Genomic DNA, 22,018 nt, shown 5'->3' with positions numbered 1-22,018 from the left:
CGAAATGAATGAGAGTATGATTATGAAACAGGTTATGACATTGGCGGTTTCTGCCGCGATCTTGCTGTCTGTGCCCCTATCGTCGGCCTCGGCTGCGCGAAACGGATTTCAGACGGTTGCCGTCAACAGCAATATGTTCGAAGTGATCCCGCGGGCCCGTCAGGACGTGGACGGGTATTGGTGCGCGGCTGCAGACTTTGCGCGCCGGACTTTGGGTGCAGGTTGGCAGCAACGTATTTATGTGGTGCGCGGCTATGGTCCCAGCGAAGCAACGGGTCGCCGCACGGCCGTTCAATTCTCGCTGCAGCAACCTACAAACGTTGCCCAGCAAAGCAGTTCAATCTCAGTCGGTTTCAAGGCTGGCGAAAGCATGTCGGTTCAGGGGGCAAACGGACGTTGCAACATCCGCCCGTTCCGCGACTGATCTAGGACTGATCGCCATATGCAGACCGAGTTTATTATTTCGACGAACGGACCAGGGTTGTACGAATTCACCCGGGACGTGCGCAACTGGCTTAACTCGGTCTCAGGCGATGGTTTGCTGACATTGTTTGTGCGGCATACGTCGTGTTCGCTGACCATTCAGGAAAACGCTGATCCTGAGGTGCAAACAGATCTGCACGCCTTTTTTGAACGTTTGGTGCCGCCGTCTGATAACCCGGTTATGGCCTATCTGCGCCATACGTACGAAGGCCCCGACGACATGCCCGCCCATATCAAGGCGGCACTTTTACCTGTATCGCTTTCTGTTCCCGTGTCTGCGGGGCAACCGGTGCTGGGAACATGGCAGGGTATTTACCTGTTTGAACACCGCACCGCAGCGCATGTGCGAAAGGTCGCGGCGCATTTCGCCTGACCCCTTTATGTTGCGGTGGAAATTTCCGACTACCCAAATCCTAGCGGCTACCCTATAGTTGTGGATAAGTAAGTCATAGTGCTTACAAAAAGAGGCGGAACCAGGGACGAGGAGACGGTGGATGCGCTGCCCGTTTTGCGGAAATATCGATACTCAAGTCAAAGATTCACGCCCGGCAGAGGACCATGCGGCCATTCGTCGGCGTCGGTTCTGTCCCGCGTGTGGGGGGCGGTTTACGACCTACGAACGTGTCCAGTTGCGTGATCTGGTGGTCATCAAAACCAACGGCAAACGCGAAGATTTTGATCGGGACAAGTTGGAGCGTTCGATCCGCATTTCGATGCAGAAACGCCCGATTGATCCGGAACGTATTGACCAGATGATTTCTGGTATCGTGCGTCGCCTGGAAAGCATGGGCGAGACCGACATCCCGTCCAGCAAAATTGGCGAGATCGTCATGGAAGCTCTGGCGCGGATCGACACCGTCGCCTATGTTCGCTTTGCGAGCGTATACAAGAATTTCCAGGCGGCCGATGACTTCGAGGAGTTTGTCCACGAACTGCGCCCGCCGCAGCCTTCGACGGACGAGTGAGCGAAACAGATAAGCGATACATGGCGCTTGCCCTGTCTTTGGGGCGGCGCGGTCAAGGGACGTGCTGGCCAAACCCAGCCGTCGGATGCGTGATCGTGCGTGACGGGCGCATTGTGGGACGCGGCTGGACCCAGCCGGGTGGCCGCCCGCACGCCGAACCGCAAGCGCTAGCACAAGCCAGAGACGCGGCACGGGGTGCCACTGCCTATGTCACGCTTGAACCCTGCGCCCATCACGGCAAAACACCCCCTTGCGCCGAGGCTCTGATCGCTGCCGGTGTGGCCCGTGTTGTCGCGGCCATCGAAGACAGCGATCCGCGTGTTGCAGGGCAGGGCTTTGCCATGCTGCGCGAGGCGGGGATCGAAGTTGTCACCGGTGTTCTGGCCGATCAAGCAGCCCAGGATCTTGCGGGGTTCTTCCTGAAAACCGAACAGGGGCGTCCTTTCGTAACCCTGAAACTGGCCAGCAGTTTTGATGGGCGCATCGCCACCGCCACGGGGCACAGTCAATGGATCACCGGCCCAAAGGCGCGGCGTGCCGTGCATGCCATGCGAGCACGTCATGATGCGGTGATGGTCGGGGCAGGTACCGCGCGCGCCGATGACCCATCCTTGACCGTTCGGGATATAGGGGTCGAGGCTCAGCCTGTGCGAATTGTGGTCTCGCGCCATTTGGACATTCCCTTGTTGGGGCAGCTGGCGCGCACGGCTGCTGAGATACCCGTATGGCTATGTCACGGCCCATCCCCGGATGCCGAGCGTGCCCGCGCGTGGGACGGGCTTGGGGCGCAACTGCTACCTTGCGCGCTGGACGATCACCAGATCGATGCAGCGGACTTGTTGCAGCAGTTGGGTAAAGCAGGTCTGACCCGCGTGTTCTGCGAAGGCGGGGCGGCTTTGGCCGCTTCGCTACTTGCCGCGGATATGGTCGATGAAATGGTCGGGTTCACCGCCGGGCTTGCGATCGGTGCCGAAGGGTTGTCAGCCATCGGCACGCTGGGGCTGGACAAGTTGGACAATGCCCCGCGTTTTGAGTTGATCGAGACACAGGTCATCGGGCCGGACATCATGCACCGTTGGGCGCGGGCGCTGCGTTAACGACGCCAGATATGTGCATTGGTCGCGAATGCGCCTTGTAGTTTTGACAGAACTCGAAGCAGTGGACCGCCTGCGGGTGCAGCACCTTGCGAAAGCCATTCAACCGCAACTTCTACGGGGCAGGGCTCACCTGTCACAGGGTCCATATACCGGGGATAATCGATCAGCGCCGCGTGAACCAAACCTAAGACCGTTGGTCGTGCGCCCCTGCGGACAGGGACGGTTCCCAAATCGTTCGTAAGCCCCCAACCCGCATAAAAAGGCGCGCCCAGGGTGGTCACACTGACACCACGCATCAAAGCCTCGAACCCTAGCAATGAGGTCATGGTCCAGACCTCCTGGACCTGCGACAGCAGAGCTGCCGGGTCGCAATGGGTGGCGATGACATCGGCGAGGTCTGCGGCCTCTACTGCCCCATCGCGCAAGCCCGCTTCGACATCGGGGTGCGGTTTGTAGATCAGAATGGCGTTTGGGTTTGCCTCGCGCACGGCGTGCAAAAGATCGGTATTTGTGCGAACAGTACTGGTGCCCAACTGGATTGAAGCATCGTCTTCGACCTGACCGGGGACGAGTATGCGATGCCCCTCAGGCAAATCCGGTGCGCCGACCCCTGTGTTGTACTTGGTGATTTGGGCGGACACGATTTGAGCGATCAGCCTTTCGGCACGCAATTCCTGATCTGGCCGCAGAGTTTCCCGTGCGGCAATAAACCCTTCCAGTTGGCTGGGATGCGTCGGGTCGTAATAGATCCCCTGATTGTCCGTTGCCAATGACAGGGGCGGTACAAGTTTTGCGCCCAGCCCGCGCGAGCGTAGAAAGCCATCCTCGACCCGGACGGCACTTTCCGTGCCCTTGGCTTTACTTGCCCAGACCATGTGAGGGCGATCTGACTGCGCTGGTTGATCGTCGGTGAAGCGGACCGTTTTCTCACGCCCGAACATCCGTTGCAGATTTTTGCGTTTCCACAGGCGCATACCCGAGGCGGTCCATCCCTTGTGATCCTGACGCCAGGCGCGGGTTCTCGCCTCAAGCGTGTCCAGAACAGTTTCCAACTCGCACAGCTGGTCCCGGTATGGATCGTACCAGGTTGGATGGAGGATCATCGCTGCAGCGAACAATTGCGCGCGCGTCAGGTTGCGTTGGCGGCGTGGCAGGTGTGCTTCATCCTGCGTCAGTCCCCAACCTGCATAGAAGGGCTGGCCAAAAACACGCGGCTTATGTCCGGCCAAAATCGCCTCGAACCCCATCTGTGAGGACAGGGTGTAAACGCCAACCGCACCTTCCAACAAAGCCCACGGACTAACCGGTGTGCTGATGACCGAGACGCGATCGGTTTGGTCAGCGGTGGTGAAATAGCCTGAACGATGCCCGGCGATGGTTTCGGGATGTGTCTTGATCAGAACTTTGGCGCCAGGATTCTCTTCCTGCGCCATGACCAGCATTTCGCGAAACCGGGCCTCATCCCCGGCGCTGGCCGTCACAGCCGCATCGTCGCGGACCTGATCCACCACCAGTACATAGCCGGGGTCAGGGGGCGGAGCGGTCAGATCAAAGGCCGAGTATTTGCTAAGATGCAGGTCGCGCATCCGTTCAATCCCGCCCCGTGCGCGGTTCAGCAGGGCGGTGTCGTCCAAGGGATCGGTGGCCAACAGCGTTTCCAGATCGGACGCCTGAGCCGCATCGAAATGTAAGCCGGATCGATCAAGCAACAGGCCAAGAGGCGGCTCTCCGCTGCGGCCATGATGCAAAGACCGAAGAAAGGCGTCTTCGACGCGCAGCACTGGGGCATTATGCCGAGCCGCAACAGCAAGGCCGCGGTGGGCCGTCGGGCTGTTGCCCCAAACTCCGACGGCATCACCGTCTTTGGGCAGGCCAATCCGGATGTCGTAACCGGACAGGGACAACATTCGGCGAATTCGGCGGGATGTCAGGAAGCCGCCATTGTAGACAAACAACCGGGTACGTTCAGACCCGGCTGTTGTTTCAGGCGACATCAGTTGCCTGTCAGCGTGGCGACATTGGCCAGGGGTGTAAGGCCACCGGAGATCAAGGAAATAGACTTGGTCCACTGCGCATATGGTGCTTCGGTCACGTAAATAGTGTCATCATCGCGAATGACGAAATCCCGTGCAATGAACAGACCGTTTGGTGCTGTCAGGTTCAGCAGGTAAATCATACGCTGATCGCCCTGCAGGTCCGGACGGCCCATCACCGAGCGTGCGATATCCTGACGTTCGTCACGCAAGATAAATATCCCCGTTGGATCGGAAGACAGCGACAGCAGGCCACCGACTTGCGCCAAAGCCTCAAGCGCCGAAAGGTCCTGCGTGTCAAACGCCACGCGCGACTGGCCGCCAGTTGCACCAAGGGCAATGTACGACCGGCTGTCCGCTTCGACCAGAATGCGGTCACCGCCGCGAAGGGCCACATCCAGCTTGGAATTGCTGAACAGGTCATCGTACCAGATGGTCCCTTTTTGGTTTCCGCGGATCAATGTCACGAGCGAAATGTCAGTACCACCTGATGCACCTACACCAGTTGATACACCTCCGGCCTCTGACAGCATGCCGGTCAACGTGCGGGTCGGGAGTTCGATTGGATAGATTCCCGGCGCCGCGACGCTTCCAGACACCGCGACAGTTGCGCCATCCCCGGCGGACCGGCGGACCTCGACCTGAGGGTCTGGCGTTTGATCCTGTAGTTTTGCAGTGATCACCTGACGCAACTGCTCGGGTGTGTTTCCAGACGCACGCACACGTCCGGCATATGGCACGAAGATGAATCCGTCGGCGTCCACCTGAACTTCACTCAGCGTGGTCGAGGATCCGACTTCACCTGACAGCAGGCCGTCATCGACGTTTTCCCAGATCGTCAATCCCAACACGTCTCCAGGGCGAACGGTATCCGCCGTCAGGCTTTGCGCGCTGGTGAAGGAAGACGAGAAACCGAATTGGGGGATTTTGGATGTCGCTCGTGCGACCCTGTCATCCACCTCGACGACAAAGGCATTGCCACCATTTTCAACTGAACCCGCCAAAATCTCGGACTTGTTGGGGCCAGATTTAGGGAGCTGGCACGCGGCCAGCACGCCACATACAGCCACAAGGGCGGCCCCTCGCACCCAGCGAATTGGAAAGCACTGCACTGCCGATTATCCTCAGTCGTCTTTTGTTTGCGTCAACTTAGCTTGTTCGGGGTTCAACATCCAGCACCAACCAACCCAGCTTATTCGACGAGTTTCAACTGTGGCGTCGACGCCTCGTTGTCGGACAAAACGGACTGGTAGGGATCATGCGACTGCAACAGCATGTCGGCGGCGCGGCGCAGCAGTTGCCGTCGCCCACGCAGTGAATAAAAGCCGCCGGGTAACTGACTGGTTTTCAATAGAAATTGCCGGTAAGCCCGATAGGCTCCGTGGTCCGGTACGTCCGGATCGGTAAAGAACTGGGCAATGGGTTGCTGTGAAACAAACTCAGGTTTGTCGTAGACGGATTTTCCAAAACTGCGCAACGGGATTCCGCGCCACAGAACTTGTTGACCAGCCGTAGAGTTGATCGTCACTGCTGTGTTCGCGTCATCCAGCAATCCAGCCAGTTTGCCGCCGGGAACGTAGTGTACGCGATCCGCCACTTGGTGCGCGCGGGCTATTTCGCGCGCCCTGCGGCGCAGTGGCTCGCGATGGTTTTCCAGCGGATGTTCCTTCAGAACCAGAAGGTGATGGGCCGGAGCGCCTTTGGCAAAACCCGATATTACATGCTCCAGAAAATCCGACATGCAGGTATAATCTGAATGGGCCTGCACCGAGCTGTCATGACCCAGTTGCAACAAGGCTAGGTGATAGGGTGCGCCGTTTTGACGAACGCGCATGGTTGCCCAGCGACGCCTAATTCTGTGGAAAGGCATCAGCGCAAGCCGTTTGAAGTACAGGCGAAACTCTGTTGATACCGGCAATTCCCGGTGCGTCTTGAAGTTGGAGTACCTCCGGTTCAGGAACAGGACAAACCAGTGGTAAAGCGCACCGTAGAATATGTGTTGCCGCATATCGCCCCAATGGGACGGTGGCGGTGGAACTGGTGCCTCGGACTGGTCAAGCGCATCTTGCATCTGGGCGACGTCCAAAGACATCAACCGTGAGTGTCCATTTGATCCGTTCCGTTCGTAAGTGACCCACCACGGGCGCAGATACCCCTCTTCGAAGACATGGACAGTCACGCCCACTTCGCGCGCAACATCCGCAGCTTTGGCATGAACCGGGCGGGTGTCGCCGTATAGAACGATATCTGTGACCGACCGTGACCGGATCAGTTCCCTAAGGGTTTCGGGCCATTGCTCGGAGTTGTCTAAAAACGGGATGTAGGTGCTGCGATCAAACCAGAACGCTTCATCGCCCGCGTTAAACCCCACGCGCAGAACATCAGCCTCGGCGGCGCGCAAAGCGCGTGCCAGTGCGCTAAAGAAAGGGCCATGCGGTCCCTGCAAAAACAGGAAGACACGGCGATGCGAGCGCGAGGCGAGTGGATGCATCCTGGTCTGCTCTTTATCGTTTGGTACCAAAATTATGCCTGTATACATCAATCCGGGCAAGGCAGGGCTTGCCCGCAGCGTTTCTTGGGCTTACCTCGGCGGTTACACATACGCACAGGTTATAAGCTAAGGGTGAAAGCAATGTTCACAGGGATCGTCACCGATATCGGAATTGTTACCGATTTGGACCAGCAAGGGGATCTGCGTGCTCGGATCAAAACCGGCTATGACACTGCGGGTATTGATATTGGCGCATCCATCGCCAGTGACGGCGTCTGTCTGACTGTGATTGCCCTTGAGGATGATTGGTACGATGTGCAGATCAGCGCCGAGACGGTGTCGAAAACCAATCTGAACACATGGCAAGTTGGCAAACGCGTGAACCTTGAACGCGCGCTCAAGGTTGGGGACGAACTGGGTGGGCACATTGTTTCCGGCCATATCGACGGCGTGGCCGAGGTTGTTGCCCTGCAGGACGAAGGCGACAGCACCCGTGTAACGTTGCGCGCGCCCAGGGAATTGGCCCGCTTTATAGCGCCCAAGGGATCAGTTGCGCTGAACGGAACCTCGCTGACGGTCAATGACGTGGACGGTTGCGATTTCGGGATCAATTTCATCCCCCACACCAAAGAGGTGACAACCTGGGGCGATGTCTCGGTCGGTGATCAGGTGAACCTCGAGATTGACACGTTGGCGCGCTACGTCGCCCGTTTGGCCGAGATGTCCTGACCCGCCGGTTTCGACGCCGCGTTTTGACGATCCGTGGCCGCAAGCGCTCTGGTATTTGAGCGCTTGGTGGTCTATCCAGCCGTCCAGACACGCTCTTGTGAAAGGCTGCCCCATGAGCTTTGAAACCCCCGGTCCCGTCGAGGCCCAGCTGCGCGACGCGATCAGCCCGATCGAAGATATCATCGAAGAGGCGCGCAAGGGCCGGATGTATATCCTGGTCGATCATGAAGATCGCGAGAACGAGGGTGATCTGGTCATCGCGGCCGAGTTTGCGGATGCCGAGGCGATCAACTTTATGGCCACCCATGGGCGCGGGTTGATCTGCCTGCCGATGACGGCAGAGCGCGTCGATGCCCTTGGCCTGCCGATGATGGCCGTGAACAACTCATCCCGTCACGAAACCGCGTTTACCGTTTCTATCGAGGCGCGCGAAGGCGTGTCGACCGGCATCTCGGCAGCAGATCGCGCGCTGACCGTTGAAACGGCGATCAACGAGCAAAATACGATGGCGCACATCGCGACACCGGGTCATATCTTTCCGCTGCGCGCCAAGCGGGGCGGGGTGCTGGTGCGCGCCGGTCATACAGAGGCGGCGGTCGATATCTCTCGGCTTGCCGGGTTGAACCCCTCAGGGGTGATTTGCGAGATCATGAAGCCCGACGGCACCATGGCGCGCCTGCCTGATCTGGTCGCGTTCGCCAAAGAACATGACATGAAGATCGGCACGATCAGTGACCTGATCACGTATCGCTCGCGCAACGACAATCTGGTCGTCGAAACCTCGCGCAGGACTGTGACGTCAGAATACGGCGGCGAATGGGAAATGCGTCTGTTCACGGATCAGACACATGGCATCGAACATGTCGTCATGATCAAGGGTGACATCACCACGCCCGAGCCGGTTTTGACCCGAACCCATGCACTGCATGAAGCGCCTGATGTTCTGGGCCTGGGTCCAAAATCGCCGCAGGAACTGCCGCGTGCTATGGAAAAGATCGCCGCCGAAGGACGTGGCGTGGTTTGCCTGTTTCGTGAACCGCGCAACGCGCTATACGCAACCGATGATGAAGGCCCGCGCACCATCAAGCAAACCGGTCTAGGGGCGCAGATCCTGTCCAAGCTGGGTATCCAGGAACTGGTGTTGCTGACCGATACACCGGAAACGAAATATCTGGGTCTCGACGCGTTTGGAATCTCCATCGTCGGAACCCGTTCCATTCTCAAGGATGATTGATCGTGGCTGAACAAGACAAACACGGCGTGCTGCCAACGCCGACATTCGACAAGCCTGTGAAACTTTTGATTGTGGTGGCGCCCTTCTATCGGGCCATTGCCGACAATCTGGTTTCTGGTGCCAAGGCCGAGATCGAAGCCGCTGGCGGCACATGCGAAGTTGTTGAAGTTCCAGGCGCGCTGGAAATCCCGACCGCCATCGCCATGGCGGATCGCCAGTGCAACTATGATGGCTACGTGGCGCTGGGCTGTGTCATCCGGGGTGAGACCACGCATTATGAAACGGTGTGCAACGATTCCAGCCGGGCGATCCAGTTGATGGGTCTGCAGGGTCTTCTTATTGGAAATGGCATCCTGACCGTCGAAAATGACGATCAGGCAGAAGCCCGCGCAAATCCTAAAAAGATGAATAAAGGTGGCGGCGCTGCAGCTGCGGCCTTGCATCTGATTGCACTCAGCCGTAAGTGGGGCTCTTCCAAAAAGGGCGTCGGGTTCAAGCCGCCGTCCGAGTCCATCCTTGTGGCGGGCGACAACAACGGACCCACGACAGCATGACCCAGACAGACGCGCCGAAACCGGCCAACCAGAAACGCCTGATGAAATCCGCCGCCCGGCTTTATGCCGTGCAGGCGCTGTTCCAGATGGAGCAATCGGGCCAAACGACGGAAGCAGTCGTGAACGAGTTTTTGGATCATCGGTTTGGCGCTGTCTATGAGGGCGAGGAAATGCTGGACGGCGACATCCGCGTGTTCCGCAAGTTGGTTGAAGACGCGGTGAATTATCAGGCTCCGATTGACCAGATGACCGACCGCGCTTTGGTCGCCAAATGGCCCATCGCGCGCATTGACCCGACCCTGCGCGCCACCTTCCGTGCAGCCGGGGCCGAACTGACCCAAGGCGATACGCCACCAAAGGTCGTCATCACCGAGTTCGTTGATGTGGCGCGCGCGTTCTTCCCGGAAGGTAAAGAACCGAAATTTGTCAACGCAGTTTTGGATCACATGGCCCGCGAGGCGCAGCCCGAGGCGTTTTGAGTTAAGCCTTAGTCCAGATGAATAAGGCGCAGCCACACAAAGCGCTGCGCCTGAAATCTAATAATACGCTTGTTCAAACAAGTCTTCGGCCTCCACCACTCACAGTTTTTCCAAAGACACCAGCATTTTATCGGAACGCATCCGGCGTGCCACCTATCGATTCCGATAGCCCGGCGGATTGATCAGGCCAAGTTGCATCGCACGGACCAGTGCGGATTCTCGGGTCGGGGCTCTCAATTTTTCGCGCGCATTCTTCAAATGGGTTCGTACCGTTATTTCCGAAAGGTTCAACAGTTCGGCGATTCTGTCGTTCCGGTGCCCAAGAGCCAAAAGGTTCAGGACCTGCAGTTCTCGCGGTGTCAGGTCCGGAGTGGTTGGAGCGATGCTTGTGATGTCGTACACACGACCGTGATTGCTGGGGATATCCGATCCCAGATTAGTTGCCAGTACGGTTGCCAGGACACGCATTTCGCGGTGCCGCTCGGTCATTTGAGCCTCGGCGTCCGGTCGGTCCGATGACAGAACCACCAACTTGGCCTCGTTGTTAGGGCAGGGAACCACCAGAGAGTAAAGGTGAATATATCCGGCCTTTTCCAGATCGTGGTTCAGACCCAGCGCCTTGGAGGAATGGCCGTCCGCGGACCGGAGGCTTGCGGCCTGCACGTAGAGGCTTTCCTTGCTATTTTGAACCTGCGCCAGCATCGGATCCGCTTCGGCGTACCCTTGGCTGTCATAGCGGTTCAGCCAACCTTTGGACATTGAACTTCGAACCCAATGAATGGCGCCAGTCTCGGGTGTGAAGCAAAGCATGTTCAGGGCGTTAAACCCGATCTCATTCAGACGGTCTAACGTGAACTCCCAACGTTCCTGATCATCATGGCGCAATGACAGCTCTTCGAGAAGATCAAGCGTGAACAGGCTGAGGGCATTCATAGAGACTCCGAATATAGTGTCGCACCCGTTGTGGCCGCGGTTTACTCAGCACGACCATGCGCTATCATCACGGTATCAGACAAGGAGCTTTGTCGTGCCCAAACTGATCCGCCTTTACATCACGCAAGTTGCATGGGGATTTGTCATCTCAGCCCTGTTTGTCGGGGTGCTGCTGGCGCTGAACGTGGCCAACTTGCGCGGCCTGATTTTCGGATCCGAGATCGGGTTAATCGCTCTGGCAATGATCTGGTTCATGAATGGCATTGTTTTCGCCGGTGTTCAGTTCGCTTACGCGATCATGAGTATGGCGGAAAAGCCGCAGGGCCCTAGACGCGGTACACCTATTGCGGCCAAATTCGAACCCGCCCGCGTGGCGGTGGACAAGGGCTGAGCCAACCTATTTCGGAAAATGAAGACTCTCCCTGACCGGGCGAGGGATAAGTTCATGTGGCGGGACCGCCAGTCAACCGTGCGGTGTGATTCCCGAGGACCTGTATGTACAGGTGGGCGCCAGGTAATCAGGCCAGGACCTGAACAGAGCCAGCCCCCTCGGAATTGCTTAAGGCCACCAGAATGCTACCAATCACAAGAAGGGCAGAACCCGCCACGGGCCTAAGTAGGGGTTGCGGCGGGTTTGCACAAGGGGTCAGGCGTCAACAGTTTCGTGCAGCGCATTGCGCATCTTGCCCAAATGTTCGTCCCAACCGTCATCGAGTGCAAGGATCAGGCCAAATGCCTCTGCGCCTTGCGGCAGCCCTTCGTGAACCAAGCCCAGCCGGGTACCGCCCGGTACCGGGTCCAGCGTCCATTTTACGACACTAACAGCGTCTCCCATGGGTTTGATGGTAAATGTATATTCGAGATATTCGGGCGGACGGGCAGCGCGTACCTCACCCCAGATCAGAAGATCGCCACTGGATGTACCGAACATCTCAAGCTTCTGACCGGCGACCAACGGACGCTCCGGTTTGTGAAACCACTCTGCCAAGCGGGCGGGTTCGGTCAAATAGGCCCAAACGGTTTCCGGCGTGGCCCTCAGGAAAATCTGTTTTTGCAGAACTGCATTCGTCATTTTTTATTCCTTTCAATAGCTTCCTTCAGATTATTCAGGCGATCATCCCAGAACTGGTCAAAATAGCTGAACCAGTCGAGGATGGGGGCCAATCCGTTCGGCTCCAGCCGGTTAATGCGCTCGCGTCCACGCGCCTCGACGGTGATGAGGCCGCCGTCGGAAAGAACGTTCAGGTGCTTTTTGACCGCTGCACGGGTCATATCGAACTGATCGGTCAGCTGAGCGATCGTCATGTCGCCAGAGGCAAGGATTTGGACAATCTCCCGTCGGGTTGGGTCCGCAAGGGCGCGGAACGCGTTTTGAATTTGCGTCTGCATTGGTCACCTCAATAGTGATACCATTTGGTATTGCAATTTATGAGATACCATATGGTATCATGTCAAGGGTCTTTCAGGCGCTTGATTTTTGTTCACCAATTGTTCACATTTCAGGAATGACACTGGATTTACAGCCCGGACAAAAACTGGCCCGTGGGGTTTCGCGCCACTTGTTGGCGCATGGCTTTGTATCTGTTGAGGAATTTGTCCCCACCCGCGGTTTGCGCGTCGACGTCATGGGATTGGGCCCCAAGGGGGAACTGTGGGTGATCGAGTGCAAATCTAGCCGCGCAGATTATCTGACGGATTCCAAATGGCAGGGGTATCTGGATTGGTGTGATCGCTTTTTCTGGGCCGTCGATACCGATTTCCCAACCGATCTGTTGCCCGAGGAAACCGGGCTGATCATCGCAGATGCATATGACGCCGAAATTATCCGAATAGCACCGGAAGATAAGCTGGCACCTGCGCGGCGCAAGAAGATGATTCAGAAGTTTGCAACAGATACAGCCCGCAGATTGCAGGCATTGCGTGATCCAAGAATTTGAACTGTCAGTCTTTTACGATCCGGGCAGCTTGCACAGCGGCGAGGATTTCGTCCGCGATTTCTTCCGCTTCTTCAGGTTCGAAATCCATCGGAATTTCGACGCCGTCGGCCTCGATGAACAGGCGCACCATGCCGTGGTCGGTCGGGCCGATCTGAAGGTTTGCCTGAATGTCACGTTCGGTGTTGATGCCCATTTGCGCCTCCGGGACTGAGCGTTCCTGCTAGCGCGCAAAGGGTTGAGAATCAAGCCGCCTTTGAGGTCAGGTAAGGTATGAATGATATTCTGATCAGACCATTTCGGCCAGATGATGCGCCCTGGTTGGTCGAACAGCACGGTCGCCTCTATCAGCTAGACGAGGGGTTTGATGACACTTTCGCGCCCCTCGTTGAACGGATTCTGGCGGAATTCGTTGACGCGCACGATGCGACACGAGAGCGGGGCTGGATCGCGGAGCAGGGTGGCGCGCGCCTTGGCAGTATCTTTTGTGTCGCGCTGAACGACCACACCGCAAAATTGAGGTTGTTTCTGTTGATGCCAGAGGCCCGTGGACAGGGCTTGGGTAAACGCATGCTCAACACATGCACGGGGTTCGCCCGCGATTCTGGTTATCGTGATATGGCCTTATGGACCCATGAAAGCCATCGGGCAGCTTGTGCACTTTACAGGGCTTCCGGATGGCAATTAACCGGCAGCAAAAAGGTTCATTCCTTTGGCTGTGATCTTGTCGAACAAAGCTGGGAAATTCGTCTTTAATTCTCTTGCATTCCCTGCGCGTGTTCGGTACATCGCCCCTCACGAGTGCCGCCTTAGCTCAGTTGGTTAGAGCGCTGGATTGTGGATCCAGAGGTCGCCGGTTCGAATCCAGCAGGCGGTACCAAGCTTCAAGCATAAAAACAGCACATGAAGCCCAGTAAAATCAAGGGTTTACAGAATGTTATTTTCCCACACATTCTGAAAAATGCTGTGGGAAAATAACATGAACATGTCAGGAACACTTGCGGAACTGTGGGAAAACTGTGGGAAAATGAGGATTTCGGAGGTTCTCAGCCCCACTAATGCAAGTAACTCTTGCCTTGTTAGCACACATTTTTTGGTCTTTTAGTTAGTTTAATTTGCACGGTCTTTCCGTCCAAATATTGAGCTAATGAGATGAAAGGAATCGGGAATACTCACCTAAGTTTGTGGGTCCACCCTGATTTAACTGCTTTGAGTGTTGAAGGTTGGAGTGCAGAAAGCTTCGTTTATTCGGCGTCGATGGACCGCCAAATAACAGTGGAAGAACTATACAAGCTGGTCTGGAAACGGCCTATGGTGCACATCGCTTGTGAACTAGGCATTTCGAATACCGCGTTATCAAAGTGTTGCTCAAGATATGGCATCCCCACCCCTAAAGCAGGTCATTGGACGAAGATCGAGCGGGGTATTCTGGTCGAGATACCAACGTTGCATCTAAAGCGAGAAGAACTCGCTGTGCTTGTAGAGTTGCCCACAAGTTCACCGATGAGTGAACATGCTATGCTAACGAAGAGGGATCGTTCTGAAATCGCTAAGTCTGTTGCAGCGCCGAGAATTGAAGAGCATTTAGACAATCCCCACCCGATAGTTGAGCAGTGGCTACGCGTGGGAGGACATGCTGTCTCTGGTAGCTCGACAGATGAAATGCCGATGGGAACTCTGAGTGAGTTTGATGATTTTCGCCTACGCGTAACCAGCTCCTTTTTAACATCAGTTGAGGCAGGTGGTGCAGAAATTACTAGTGCCAACTTGAATGGGCGCTTTGAATTGAGCGTCGGGGGTGCTCGTCTTGTAGCGATTATTCGTCAAAAAATGTCGGAGTTCCGGCGAGAAGGAATTGATCATAACAACTGGACTTGTTGGCCCGAGCACCATGGAGATTGGCTCTTTCCAACTAAAAATCTCAAATTTTCTTTGAGAGGGGACTGCATCCATCCAATTGAATTCTCGTGCAGCAGTAGACAGGTTCACGAGAAGGGCCTGAAGCGGTTACTAGTTTGTATATTTGCGGCACGACGAGCCAACCAGAGAAAGGAGTTGAAACAATCTCGGAAAAAAGAACAGCAAAAACGGCGATTGGCGGAAGAAGCCCATCGGAGAAGTTCGAAAGAGTTGGAAGAAGCGCGCTGGAAGCGTTTCCAAGAGGCAGGTGTGCGGTGGGAGCAAGCTCAGCGATTGAGGTCCTTTATCCAAAGCCTGCGAGTGAATTCTAGCAACATTGGCCCACTTCAGATTGAGGGCCGGTCCTTAGATTATTGGTTGGATTGGGCGCAGTCACGTGTCGAAGAATTTGATCCAGGAGCAAGGCCAGAACAACTGTTCTCAATTGAAAAGCAATAGGTTGAACTCGTTGCTGTAAACCTCAAACAAGTTCCCTTGATCACTACCTTCGCAAGAAAAGATTGTTACGAGCAACTTGATTGCGACAGGTCGTTTGGTGTGCACCTAGGTTTTCAGCGAACTGAGCAACGACCTAGAAATACCTCGGCCGTTGCTCAATTGAAATTAGTCTTCTGGAGTGTCGACATTAACAAAAAATGGAGTGAATGGGAGCCATCTTTTTAATTGTCTTTTGCCATTTACAACATTGTTAACCGCCTCGAAAAATGCCCGATCATGCTCGGCCTTGGAAAATGTCTCCATGCAACCTTTGAGGAGTTCTTTCGTTGGTTGGTCAGATGCCTTGATATAGTCGGCCACTCTCGACCGACCCAACTCGACAAACATCTGTAGTACGCTTCGGTTGTTTGCCTCAAGTGCTGTGCATAGTAACCGCCGCACTAAGTTGCTCTTTTCACCTGCTTTAATCGGTAGACCCTTTGAAAGCACAGACTTGAGGATTTCTGGAAAAGAGGCTGAAGCCTCAGCCAAACCTTTGGTATCCACTTCCGAAAGTTTTTCCCGAATGCTGCGGAAGATATCCGAGTGGAACTCTTCCGGAATAGCCAGAAGCATAGAGTCAAAATTTACTCCAGATTCTACATCTGTTATCCGGCCACTTAGAACCTTCAAAGCGAACTCCAAAAAGCTCTTTCGATACTCCAAAGAACTAATTTTCAAGTTGTTGGTGTGTATCAATTCACTGAGGATTCTAAGCCCGTGTGAGTCTTCTTCGAATATCTTCTGCCAAGCCTCGTCGTTCTTCGAGGTGAACTCTACTTCGAGAGTATTTCTATAGGTATCCCACTCTTCTTGGTTCGTATCCCTAATTGCAGTGAGCAACCCTATTGGTGTGTTCTGAACAACTGCTGCCGCAAAGTCGTTCTTGTTCGCCCTGTTTGAAGCGTAGTCTTCCAACGCTTGGGGAAAATCCGATTTCAACACGCCTTCAAGATATCCGAAGTTATCCAGCAACGTGTTCAAGCGCGTATTTTTAGGTGAAGAGTGAATAAAGGACTCTCTAATAACTCTTTCGATCAATGCGTCGCTATTGGTTTTTGCTTGCGTGATCCAGTTTGTAAATTTCTGCGCTGCAATAACATCGTCCACTATCCGGTGAATCACCTCGAGGCCAACGACTTCTTGGCCAACAAGAACAGATTTGAACCATTCATGGCCAGTTCGTGCTTCCGGCGAAATAGTCCCTGAATTGTGTTCGCGAGTGTTTGGTAGGTCTCCGTTCATATGCTGCTGGCGTGCAATGAACACTGCGGACCCCAACGAGGCGTGCGACAAGTTGCTTTCGAAACATACATGCAGGTTTCTGTAGAAGTTTGCCGTTTGCATGAGGCTGGATGTATCTATTTCACCGCGGCCATCATCTCCTGCATAAATCCAAACGGCGATTAAAATATCCAAGTAGTTGGAAAACTTAGCACTCTCATCGGGTTCGAACGACCTCAAATCGTTGACGATTTGATTGCCTATTGCTTTCCATGAATCCACTTTTACCAAGTTTGCACGTTTCAATTCTGCAAATGTCTCACGCGCAACTTGGCTGTATTCCGTAGCGAAACCAGTAATCTCATTGTGATCGTCGGAGAGATCAAGGGTCACATTTTTGTAGAGGCGTAGCGGCACATGAATTTCGTCGGCCATTGATGCTATGCCGAGCGTGAAGTCTGCGTCGTTAGGCAATGAGATTGTTTCTACAGCATCTAAGAATTGTTCCTCGGTTTTACTGCGTTCAAGTTGCGACTTCAGTGATACAAGGAATTCCGACCACAAAATTCCTCCTTCAACCCCATAGTTTAATGCGTCATCCTCGTCGGGCAGGAACTTTTTCATTATTTCAGCAACTAGTTCTGGGTATTGCCCGTCATCTCTCAGCAGCAGCAGCAATAGATATGGTCCATACGCACTGTCATTGAACGGAATCTGTGAAACTTCATCGAATGCTTCGATTAAGCTGTTAGAAATCTGAGATCTTGACGCGCCGCTATAGTCAGTGAGTAGCTGAAAAAAGTTCTGGATCACTTGCTCGTATTCGCCGCTACTTATCCATGCGGATGAGTTGATTTGAATGACTTCGTCCACTCGTAAATCGAATCCTTTCGATGCGGACAAATTGATCAGTTCTGAAGAGGTGGATGACGTTGCGGCAGCGGCTATTCTATTGTCGAGAAGTAGTTCGAGTGCAAGGTTAGCATCAACATTATAGAGTATTGCCGCAAGGTTTTCTTCAATTTCAGGATCAGGTGCCAGCCTTCGAATTTTTTTGTCTAGGAAGCTTGCTTCAGTGAGGACTGTAGGATCTGTCTCGATTTCTTCGCGAAAGCAAATGTACACGGCCACTGTGGTGAGCGGAAAAATTCCCTTGTGCATGGAGAACATTCCGGTGGCCTCATTAATAAATGAAATAATCTGCCTTGGCGTGAAATGCCCATTTTTTCCAGTCAATTGAGCGCAAAAAATTAGGTAGGTGCGGAAAAGCTCGTCACTATCTTTATAGTTTGGAAGTGCTTCCTCTATCTTGGTTTCAAAGAACTCACGCGAGTTGGACATAACAGGGGGAGCAACGTACAAAACTTCATCGAATGTCTTGGAAAAAAGTTCGCGTTTTTCCAGAGCCAAGGTTGAAGCTTTGTTTTTATCATCCTTCGTTTCGGATTCGTTAGACGCAGAAACTCCAATATCCGTGTTGTTTAGGATGTGTTTTCTATCGTAAGGAACGATAGCGGTAATGACAGAATTACTGACTTTTGGTTTTCCCTGAGAGTTGTTTGAGAAGATCGACCTGACCGCCGACCAATAATTAGTAAGTTCATCCGCAGGCAACCGATCGATGTTGTCTAACACCATGACAATTTTGTTTTCACTGTCCTGCACTGTCTCAAGGATTTTATGAAGGGTTTCTTGAAACTCAAAGTCGTTGGGGTCTACTTCCCTGATGCGCTGTGTAATTGTCTGATTTTCATACTGTTTGGATGCGATTAGCAGTGTCCTAGACAGTGCGTTCAAAAAGCCGCGAAATGATCGATCTGATCCCGACTTTTGTTTTATCCGTGCCCTAATAATTGTCAGGAGCACGAAGCTGTATAGCAGCAGCATCGGCCAGGAGAATAAAAAGGACTCAGTTCCGGTAGCGGCAGTTGTAGTGGCAACAGAACCAGAAGGGGCGCCACTAGTCTTATTAGCTTTTTCAGCAGCCAAGTATTCCGACCTAGCCCAAAAGTAGAAAATGGGCAGAAATGGTAATGTTAGGAGAATTACTATTCCGTACCAGTCTAACTCAGTGTGGTTGTCGGTGCTGAGCTCCCGCTTTTTACCTTTTACCTCCTTCTCGATTTCCTCGAGCCTTGCTGCTTTTTTCTTAAATTTCTGTTTTGACCAATCCAGAAGATGTTCCAGAAATGTCCGTCGGAAGGCCGTTCCTTGTGACTTCCATATATCGAAGGTAAAGAAGTTAAAGTTAGTGCTACCCGACGATGTGTTTTCAGCCAGAGACTTCTCGGCAATCTCAACAATACTTGACTTGCCGCTTCCCCATGGGCCGTCCAGGCCGATTGCTCGATCTTGAGATTGGAACTCGGAGATTGCCAACGCAAGAAATTCCGCAGTCTTTTGGTGCCCTTTGCCCTGAAATAGGTCTTGTCTTGAAGGTTCGTCAATTAAAATTTTACGTTTGTATTCAATGCTTTCCACTTTGCGTTCCTCGATATTTTTTGCAACTATGAGGAAAAATTGGTAAATTGCAATCTCTCTTGAGGTGTTTGCGCTAGAGAGGTGTGGAGTAGTCGACGCTAACGACGGGTAGCCGACCATGCTTGCTATCGTTTGGAGCAGGTTTGCACCGAAAAGACTGGAAAACCGACCATACTCAGCTTCCCGACAAGGAATACAAGACGTCGTTTGATAATCAGAGGTCCTCTTGTTGGTAAATCCAGAGGTACTTTCGTTCCGTTTTTTGCCTTTTCCTAGCTGATTTTCCCACAGTTGGCGGTTAGAGATGTCCATAACTATTTGTTAGAAAATAAGATTAAAATGGGGGGTGAGATTTTGTGGATCCAGAGGTCGCCGGTTCGAATCCAGCAGGCGGTACCATTTTCCCTTATTCATAACGCTTTCTCAGTACTTTCCTGAGATTCTCGGCAAGAAAAAACCGGGCCAAAAACAAGCCCGGCTGCCGAATTGTGTGGTTGCCTGACTTAGCGCGCCAGGTTCAGACGGAACCTCATCTTGGCCTTTCTGGCCGCTGGCAAGTGGCGGTTCAGTCGTTTGTTGATCAGCCCGAACACCCCGACCACCACCAGCGTCAGCAGGATGAAGTAGAAGGCCAAGATCGGGTAGGGGATGAACGGATTGAACGTCTTGTCGGCGAAATAGCTGGCGTAGTACAGCGCGTCGCCACGTTGCTGCCAGGCGGGGAAGGCCGAGAAGAAGACCAGCGTGGTGGCGTGAAACAGGAAGATTGCTTCGTTCGTATAGGCAGGCCAGGCCAGACGCAGCATGGTGGGCCAAATGATCCGGCGGAATCGCGACCAACCGGACATGCCATAGGCATCAGCGGCCTCGATATCACCCTTGGGGATCGAGCGCAGCGCACCATAGAAGATCTCACCGGTATAGGCGGCGGTGTTCAGGAACAAAACGATCAACGCCCCCAGCCATGCCGACGTCAGGGCATCGAACATCGGGTAAGATTTCTTCAGCGACAGGAAGAAGAAGTAGGCAAAGAAGAACTGGATGAACAGCGGCGAACCGCGGAAGATAAAGATGAACCACTCGGACGGCTTGCGCAGCCACTTGTTGGTGGATGCTTTGCCCATTGCCACGGCGGTTGCCAGAAAGAACCCGGTGACCAGAGCCATGATGCCGAAATAGATATTCCAGATCATGCCTGAACCGATCAGGGTGAATTGCTCGCACAGGGTAAAATCGTTGCGCGGCAGTAGCCGCTCACCAAGGCCCAGGGAACGCAGGCCGTAATCCTGGATGGTCTGAATGCAGCTCATGCGGTGGTCTCCTTGCGCAGAAGCTCTCCGCCTGATGTGGCCTGTCCGTGGGACAGACGGCGCATCAGCTTTTCAAGCCCGATTTCCGAGACGCGGGTCATGCCGAGGTAGAAGACCAGCAGAGCCAGGAAGTACCACATGCGCCAGTCGCCATGGGGGTATTGGGTGAATTTCGTGGTCTTGGTCCCGCCCAATTCGCGGGCCCAATAGACGATGTCTTCGATACCAAGCAAGAACAGAAGTGGGGTGGCTTTGATCAGCACCATCCACAGGTTCGACAGGCCGGGCAGGGCGTAAACCCACATTTGCGGCACGAGGATGCGCCAGAATGTCTGGCTGGGGGACAGACCATATGCAGCTGCTGTTTCCAGCTGGGCATGGGGAACCGCACGCATGCCGCCGAACAACACGTTAGCCGCAAAAGCGCCGAAAACGATCGAGAATGTGATGACTGCGAGGAAGAAACCATAGGTCTCATGCACAAATTCCGGCGCGGTGCTGAGCGGAAGTTTTGCCGACTGGCAAACGATGAAGTCGTTGCCCTGGCGGATCGGGTCCGGCCAATCGGGGCAAAGGATCTTATGGCGCGTCCATTCAAAAGCCTGATCCAGAGCGATCACGAAGAACATGAAGAAGGCGATGTCCGGCACACCCCGTACAATCGCGATATAGCCTTTGCCCAGCCAGCTGATGGGAGGGATATGCGAACGGGCGGCCATGGCACCCACGAACCCGAAACTCAACGCCACGGGCGCCGTGACGGCCAGCAACAGCAGGACCTTCAGGAACGACAGGTAGAACGACCAGTGCACGCCGTTGGTGAGGTAGCAGGAAAACCAGCGGAACGTGCCCAGCGTATCGGGATCAGTGCAAAACGAGAAAATGGCGGGCCTCTTGAGGTGCTAAGGCTCAGGGGCGGCGCGCCCCGGTATTGGGGCGCGCAACCTGATTCAGATCAGAAGGTCGAGGACACTTCCCATTTGGTGATCAGCTCGTTCAGGCTGCCGTCGTCCTTCATGGACTGGATGGCAGTGTTGAGCTTCTCTTTCAGATCACCGTCCGACTCGCGCACACCGATGCCGACACCACCGCCCAGCGGGACATCTTCGGCGACAAAGCGCAGGTCCGCGTCTTCATCTGCAATCGGCGCAAGGAAAGACTTATCGGCCAGAACAGCGTCAGCTTCGCCATTGCGCACGGCTGCGATGGTTTCTTCGGGGCTGGCGAACTCGACGAGAGTTGCACCGGATTCGGCAATGTAGCCGGCCTGAATGGTGCCGGTCTGTGCCGCAACAACGCCGTTCGCGACATCAACGTCGTCGGAGGTTGCAACATAAGCCGACGGATCCGGAGGCGTGTAGTTCTGAGTGAAATCAATCACTTCGTCACGCTCGTCGGTGATCGACATGCCCGCGATGATGACATCATAGTTGCCAGACACCAGGTTCGGAATGATCGAATCCCAGTCGTTCTTGACCCATTCGCATTCCAGGTTTGCGCGCTTGCACAGCTCGTCACCCAGCTCACGCTCGAAACCGTCGATCTCGCCGGCGTCATTGATGAAGTTCCACGGAGGGTAGGCGCCTTCGGTGCCCATGCGGACCGTATCGGCCATGGCCATACCGGCGCTCAGCGCCAGTGCTGCTGTGGTCAGAATCAGGTTTTTCATTGTTA

23 protein-coding genes and 1 tRNA gene are annotated in these 22,018 nt (G+C 54.4%); 13 read left to right on the top strand and 11 right to left on the bottom strand.

Translation table 11 applies throughout. From position 1 onward, the window contains the following. The first annotated feature begins 22 nt into the window (after positions 1–22). The 4 genes from AC2FLJ_RS03295 to ribD all read left to right on the top strand — a co-directional run bounded on the left by AC2FLJ_RS03295 (position 23) and on the right by ribD (position 2,545). Positions 23–424 carry a hypothetical protein gene (locus AC2FLJ_RS03295; RefSeq protein WP_282118790.1) on the top strand — a complete coding sequence of 134 codons (402 nt, stop codon included), beginning with the start codon at positions 23–25 and terminating at the stop codon, positions 422–424. An 18-nt stretch (positions 425–442) separates the two neighbouring features. Next, a complete protein-coding gene (locus tag AC2FLJ_RS03290) occupies positions 443–856 on the top strand; it encodes a secondary thiamine-phosphate synthase enzyme YjbQ (protein WP_109311975.1) in 414 nt (137 codons plus the stop codon). A gap of 121 nt (positions 857–977) precedes the next feature. Next, complete coding sequence (gene nrdR / locus AC2FLJ_RS03285) at positions 978–1,448, top strand: transcriptional regulator NrdR (RefSeq protein WP_058274803.1); 471 nt, start codon at positions 978–980, stop codon at positions 1,446–1,448. Next, a complete protein-coding gene (ribD, locus tag AC2FLJ_RS03280; protein ID WP_496704429.1) occupies positions 1,445–2,545 on the top strand; it encodes a bifunctional diaminohydroxyphosphoribosylaminopyrimidine deaminase/5-amino-6-(5-phosphoribosylamino)uracil reductase RibD in 1,101 nt (366 codons plus the stop codon). Before nrdR ends, ribD begins: the two co-directional genes overlap by 4 nt. On the opposite strand, the gene AC2FLJ_RS03275 is transcribed toward ribD, so the two are convergent. From AC2FLJ_RS03275 to AC2FLJ_RS03265, 3 genes are all read right to left on the bottom strand, one after another. Then, on the bottom strand, positions 2,542–4,539 hold the full coding sequence (locus AC2FLJ_RS03275) for a capsule polysaccharide biogenesis protein (RefSeq protein WP_496704428.1): 1,998 nt from the start codon (positions 4,537–4,539) through the stop codon (positions 2,542–2,544). The genes ribD and AC2FLJ_RS03275 overlap by 4 nt on opposite strands. Further along, complete coding sequence (locus AC2FLJ_RS03270; protein WP_282118786.1) at positions 4,539–5,690, bottom strand: polysaccharide biosynthesis/export family protein; 1,152 nt, start codon at positions 5,688–5,690, stop codon at positions 4,539–4,541. The genes AC2FLJ_RS03275 and AC2FLJ_RS03270 overlap by 1 nt, the downstream gene beginning before the upstream one ends. A gap of 80 nt (positions 5,691–5,770) precedes the next feature. Next, positions 5,771–7,069 carry a capsule polysaccharide biogenesis protein gene (locus AC2FLJ_RS03265; protein WP_496694970.1) on the bottom strand — a complete coding sequence of 433 codons (1,299 nt, stop codon included), beginning with the start codon at positions 7,067–7,069 and terminating at the stop codon, positions 5,771–5,773. Between the two features lie 141 nt (positions 7,070–7,210). Here AC2FLJ_RS03265 and AC2FLJ_RS03260 point away from each other — a divergent pair, with 141 nt between their 5' ends. The 4 genes from AC2FLJ_RS03260 to nusB all read left to right on the top strand — a co-directional run bounded on the left by AC2FLJ_RS03260 (position 7,211) and on the right by nusB (position 10,065). Next, complete coding sequence (locus tag AC2FLJ_RS03260; protein ID WP_496694972.1) at positions 7,211–7,798, top strand: riboflavin synthase; 588 nt, start codon at positions 7,211–7,213, stop codon at positions 7,796–7,798. A 112-nt stretch (positions 7,799–7,910) separates the two neighbouring features. Continuing rightward, positions 7,911–9,032: a 3,4-dihydroxy-2-butanone-4-phosphate synthase gene (ribB, locus tag AC2FLJ_RS03255; protein WP_282118783.1), complete on the top strand. Its 1,122-nt coding sequence runs from the start codon at positions 7,911–7,913 to the stop codon at positions 9,030–9,032. 2 nt (positions 9,033–9,034) lie between these two features. Continuing rightward, positions 9,035–9,586, top strand: a complete 552-nt coding sequence (locus AC2FLJ_RS03250; protein ID WP_496694976.1) for a 6,7-dimethyl-8-ribityllumazine synthase — start codon at positions 9,035–9,037, stop codon at positions 9,584–9,586. Continuing rightward, positions 9,583–10,065, top strand: coding sequence for a transcription antitermination factor NusB (nusB, locus tag AC2FLJ_RS03245; RefSeq protein WP_058274810.1), 483 nt, complete (start codon positions 9,583–9,585; stop codon positions 10,063–10,065). Before AC2FLJ_RS03250 ends, nusB begins: the two co-directional genes overlap by 4 nt. 153 nt (positions 10,066–10,218) lie before the next feature. Here the strand turns inward: nusB and AC2FLJ_RS03240 are convergent, their stop codons facing one another. Next, positions 10,219–10,998: a helix-turn-helix transcriptional regulator gene (locus AC2FLJ_RS03240; RefSeq protein WP_496704427.1), complete on the bottom strand. Its 780-nt coding sequence runs from the start codon at positions 10,996–10,998 to the stop codon at positions 10,219–10,221. A 94-nt stretch (positions 10,999–11,092) separates the two neighbouring features. Between AC2FLJ_RS03240 and AC2FLJ_RS03235 the strand changes: the two genes are divergently transcribed. Continuing rightward, positions 11,093–11,389: a hypothetical protein gene (locus AC2FLJ_RS03235; protein WP_282168594.1), complete on the top strand. Its 297-nt coding sequence runs from the start codon at positions 11,093–11,095 to the stop codon at positions 11,387–11,389. A gap of 255 nt (positions 11,390–11,644) precedes the next feature. Here AC2FLJ_RS03235 and AC2FLJ_RS03230 read toward each other — a convergent pair whose 3' ends face one another. Next, a complete protein-coding gene (locus AC2FLJ_RS03230) occupies positions 11,645–12,070 on the bottom strand; it encodes an SRPBCC family protein (protein WP_496694981.1) in 426 nt (141 codons plus the stop codon). Next, complete coding sequence (locus tag AC2FLJ_RS03225) at positions 12,067–12,387, bottom strand: ArsR/SmtB family transcription factor (protein WP_282168592.1); 321 nt, start codon at positions 12,385–12,387, stop codon at positions 12,067–12,069. Before AC2FLJ_RS03225 ends, AC2FLJ_RS03230 begins: the two co-directional genes overlap by 4 nt. 116 nt (positions 12,388–12,503) lie before the next feature. Here AC2FLJ_RS03225 and AC2FLJ_RS03220 point away from each other — a divergent pair, with 116 nt between their 5' ends. Further along, entirely contained in the window at positions 12,504–12,935 is a 432-nt protein-coding gene (locus AC2FLJ_RS03220) for an MmcB family DNA repair protein (RefSeq protein WP_496704426.1), read from the top strand. A gap of 4 nt (positions 12,936–12,939) precedes the next feature. Here the strand turns inward: AC2FLJ_RS03220 and AC2FLJ_RS03215 are convergent, their stop codons facing one another. Next, entirely contained in the window at positions 12,940–13,128 is a 189-nt protein-coding gene (locus tag AC2FLJ_RS03215) for a DUF6324 family protein (protein WP_058274816.1), read from the bottom strand. A gap of 77 nt (positions 13,129–13,205) precedes the next feature. Between AC2FLJ_RS03215 and AC2FLJ_RS03210 the strand changes: the two genes are divergently transcribed. The 3 genes from AC2FLJ_RS03210 (at position 13,206) to AC2FLJ_RS03200 (ending at position 15,290) form a co-directional block, all read left to right on the top strand. Continuing rightward, the gene (locus AC2FLJ_RS03210) at positions 13,206–13,688 is read left to right on the top strand and encodes a GNAT family N-acetyltransferase (RefSeq protein ID WP_496704425.1); all 483 of its coding nucleotides are present in this window, start codon (positions 13,206–13,208) and stop codon (positions 13,686–13,688) included. A gap of 47 nt (positions 13,689–13,735) precedes the next feature. After that, positions 13,736–13,812: transfer RNA gene (locus AC2FLJ_RS03205), tRNA-His, on the top strand. A gap of 272 nt (positions 13,813–14,084) precedes the next feature. Further along, complete coding sequence (locus tag AC2FLJ_RS03200) at positions 14,085–15,290, top strand: hypothetical protein (protein ID WP_496704424.1); 1,206 nt, start codon at positions 14,085–14,087, stop codon at positions 15,288–15,290. Between the two features lie 165 nt (positions 15,291–15,455). Here AC2FLJ_RS03200 and AC2FLJ_RS03195 read toward each other — a convergent pair whose 3' ends face one another. The 4 genes from AC2FLJ_RS03195 to AC2FLJ_RS03180 all read right to left on the bottom strand — a co-directional run bounded on the left by AC2FLJ_RS03195 (position 15,456) and on the right by AC2FLJ_RS03180 (position 22,013). Beyond that, on the bottom strand, positions 15,456–19,346 hold the full coding sequence (locus tag AC2FLJ_RS03195) for a P-loop NTPase fold protein (RefSeq protein WP_496704423.1): 3,891 nt from the start codon (positions 19,344–19,346) through the stop codon (positions 15,456–15,458). Between the two features lie 191 nt (positions 19,347–19,537). Continuing rightward, positions 19,538–20,344, bottom strand: a complete 807-nt coding sequence (locus tag AC2FLJ_RS03190) for an ABC transporter permease (protein WP_282118774.1) — start codon at positions 20,342–20,344, stop codon at positions 19,538–19,540. Next, positions 20,341–21,228, bottom strand: coding sequence for an ABC transporter permease (locus AC2FLJ_RS03185; RefSeq protein WP_496695639.1), 888 nt, complete (start codon positions 21,226–21,228; stop codon positions 20,341–20,343). Before AC2FLJ_RS03185 ends, AC2FLJ_RS03190 begins: the two co-directional genes overlap by 4 nt. Before the next feature lie 71 nt (positions 21,229–21,299). Further along, the gene (locus tag AC2FLJ_RS03180) at positions 21,300–22,013 is read right to left on the bottom strand and encodes a transporter substrate-binding domain-containing protein (protein WP_058276110.1); all 714 of its coding nucleotides are present in this window, start codon (positions 22,011–22,013) and stop codon (positions 21,300–21,302) included. Between the last annotated feature and the right edge of the window lie 5 nt (positions 22,014–22,018).

It is taken from the genome of Ruegeria sp. CDSA034, from assembly GCF_059612275.1.
Note: the sequence above shows the minus strand (reverse complement) of the source record. Positions and strands in the feature narration are given on the sequence as shown.

Excerpts from the sequence above, each read along its gene's own strand:
- AC2FLJ_RS03275 (WP_496704428.1), bottom strand. The coding sequence starts at position 4,539 with ATGTCGCCTGAAACAACAGCCGGGTCTGAACGTACCCGGTTGTTTGTC.
- AC2FLJ_RS03200 (WP_496704424.1), top strand. The coding sequence starts at position 14,085 with ATGAAAGGAATCGGGAATACTCACCTAAGTTTGTGGGTCCACCCTGAT.
- AC2FLJ_RS03210 (WP_496704425.1), top strand. The coding sequence starts at position 13,206 with ATGAATGATATTCTGATCAGACCATTTCGGCCAGATGATGCGCCCTGG.
- ribB (WP_282118783.1), top strand. The coding sequence starts at position 7,911 with ATGAGCTTTGAAACCCCCGGTCCCGTCGAGGCCCAGCTGCGCGACGCG.
- AC2FLJ_RS03260 (WP_496694972.1), top strand. The coding sequence starts at position 7,211 with ATGTTCACAGGGATCGTCACCGATATCGGAATTGTTACCGATTTGGAC.
- AC2FLJ_RS03215 (WP_058274816.1), bottom strand. The coding sequence starts at position 13,128 with ATGGGCATCAACACCGAACGTGACATTCAGGCAAACCTTCAGATCGGC.
- nusB (WP_058274810.1), top strand. The coding sequence starts at position 9,583 with ATGACCCAGACAGACGCGCCGAAACCGGCCAACCAGAAACGCCTGATG.
- AC2FLJ_RS03295 (WP_282118790.1), top strand. The coding sequence starts at position 23 with ATGAAACAGGTTATGACATTGGCGGTTTCTGCCGCGATCTTGCTGTCT.
- AC2FLJ_RS03240 (WP_496704427.1), bottom strand. The coding sequence starts at position 10,998 with ATGAATGCCCTCAGCCTGTTCACGCTTGATCTTCTCGAAGAGCTGTCA.
- AC2FLJ_RS03220 (WP_496704426.1), top strand. The coding sequence starts at position 12,504 with ATGACACTGGATTTACAGCCCGGACAAAAACTGGCCCGTGGGGTTTCG.
- AC2FLJ_RS03225 (WP_282168592.1), bottom strand. The coding sequence starts at position 12,387 with ATGCAGACGCAAATTCAAAACGCGTTCCGCGCCCTTGCGGACCCAACC.
- AC2FLJ_RS03230 (WP_496694981.1), bottom strand. The coding sequence starts at position 12,070 with ATGACGAATGCAGTTCTGCAAAAACAGATTTTCCTGAGGGCCACGCCG.
- AC2FLJ_RS03290 (WP_109311975.1), top strand. The coding sequence starts at position 443 with ATGCAGACCGAGTTTATTATTTCGACGAACGGACCAGGGTTGTACGAA.
- AC2FLJ_RS03195 (WP_496704423.1), bottom strand. The coding sequence starts at position 19,346 with ATGGACATCTCTAACCGCCAACTGTGGGAAAATCAGCTAGGAAAAGGC.
- AC2FLJ_RS03190 (WP_282118774.1), bottom strand. The coding sequence starts at position 20,344 with ATGAGCTGCATTCAGACCATCCAGGATTACGGCCTGCGTTCCCTGGGC.
- AC2FLJ_RS03265 (WP_496694970.1), bottom strand. The coding sequence starts at position 7,069 with ATGCATCCACTCGCCTCGCGCTCGCATCGCCGTGTCTTCCTGTTTTTG.
- AC2FLJ_RS03180 (WP_058276110.1), bottom strand. The coding sequence starts at position 22,013 with ATGAAAAACCTGATTCTGACCACAGCAGCACTGGCGCTGAGCGCCGGT.
- nrdR (WP_058274803.1), top strand. The coding sequence starts at position 978 with ATGCGCTGCCCGTTTTGCGGAAATATCGATACTCAAGTCAAAGATTCA.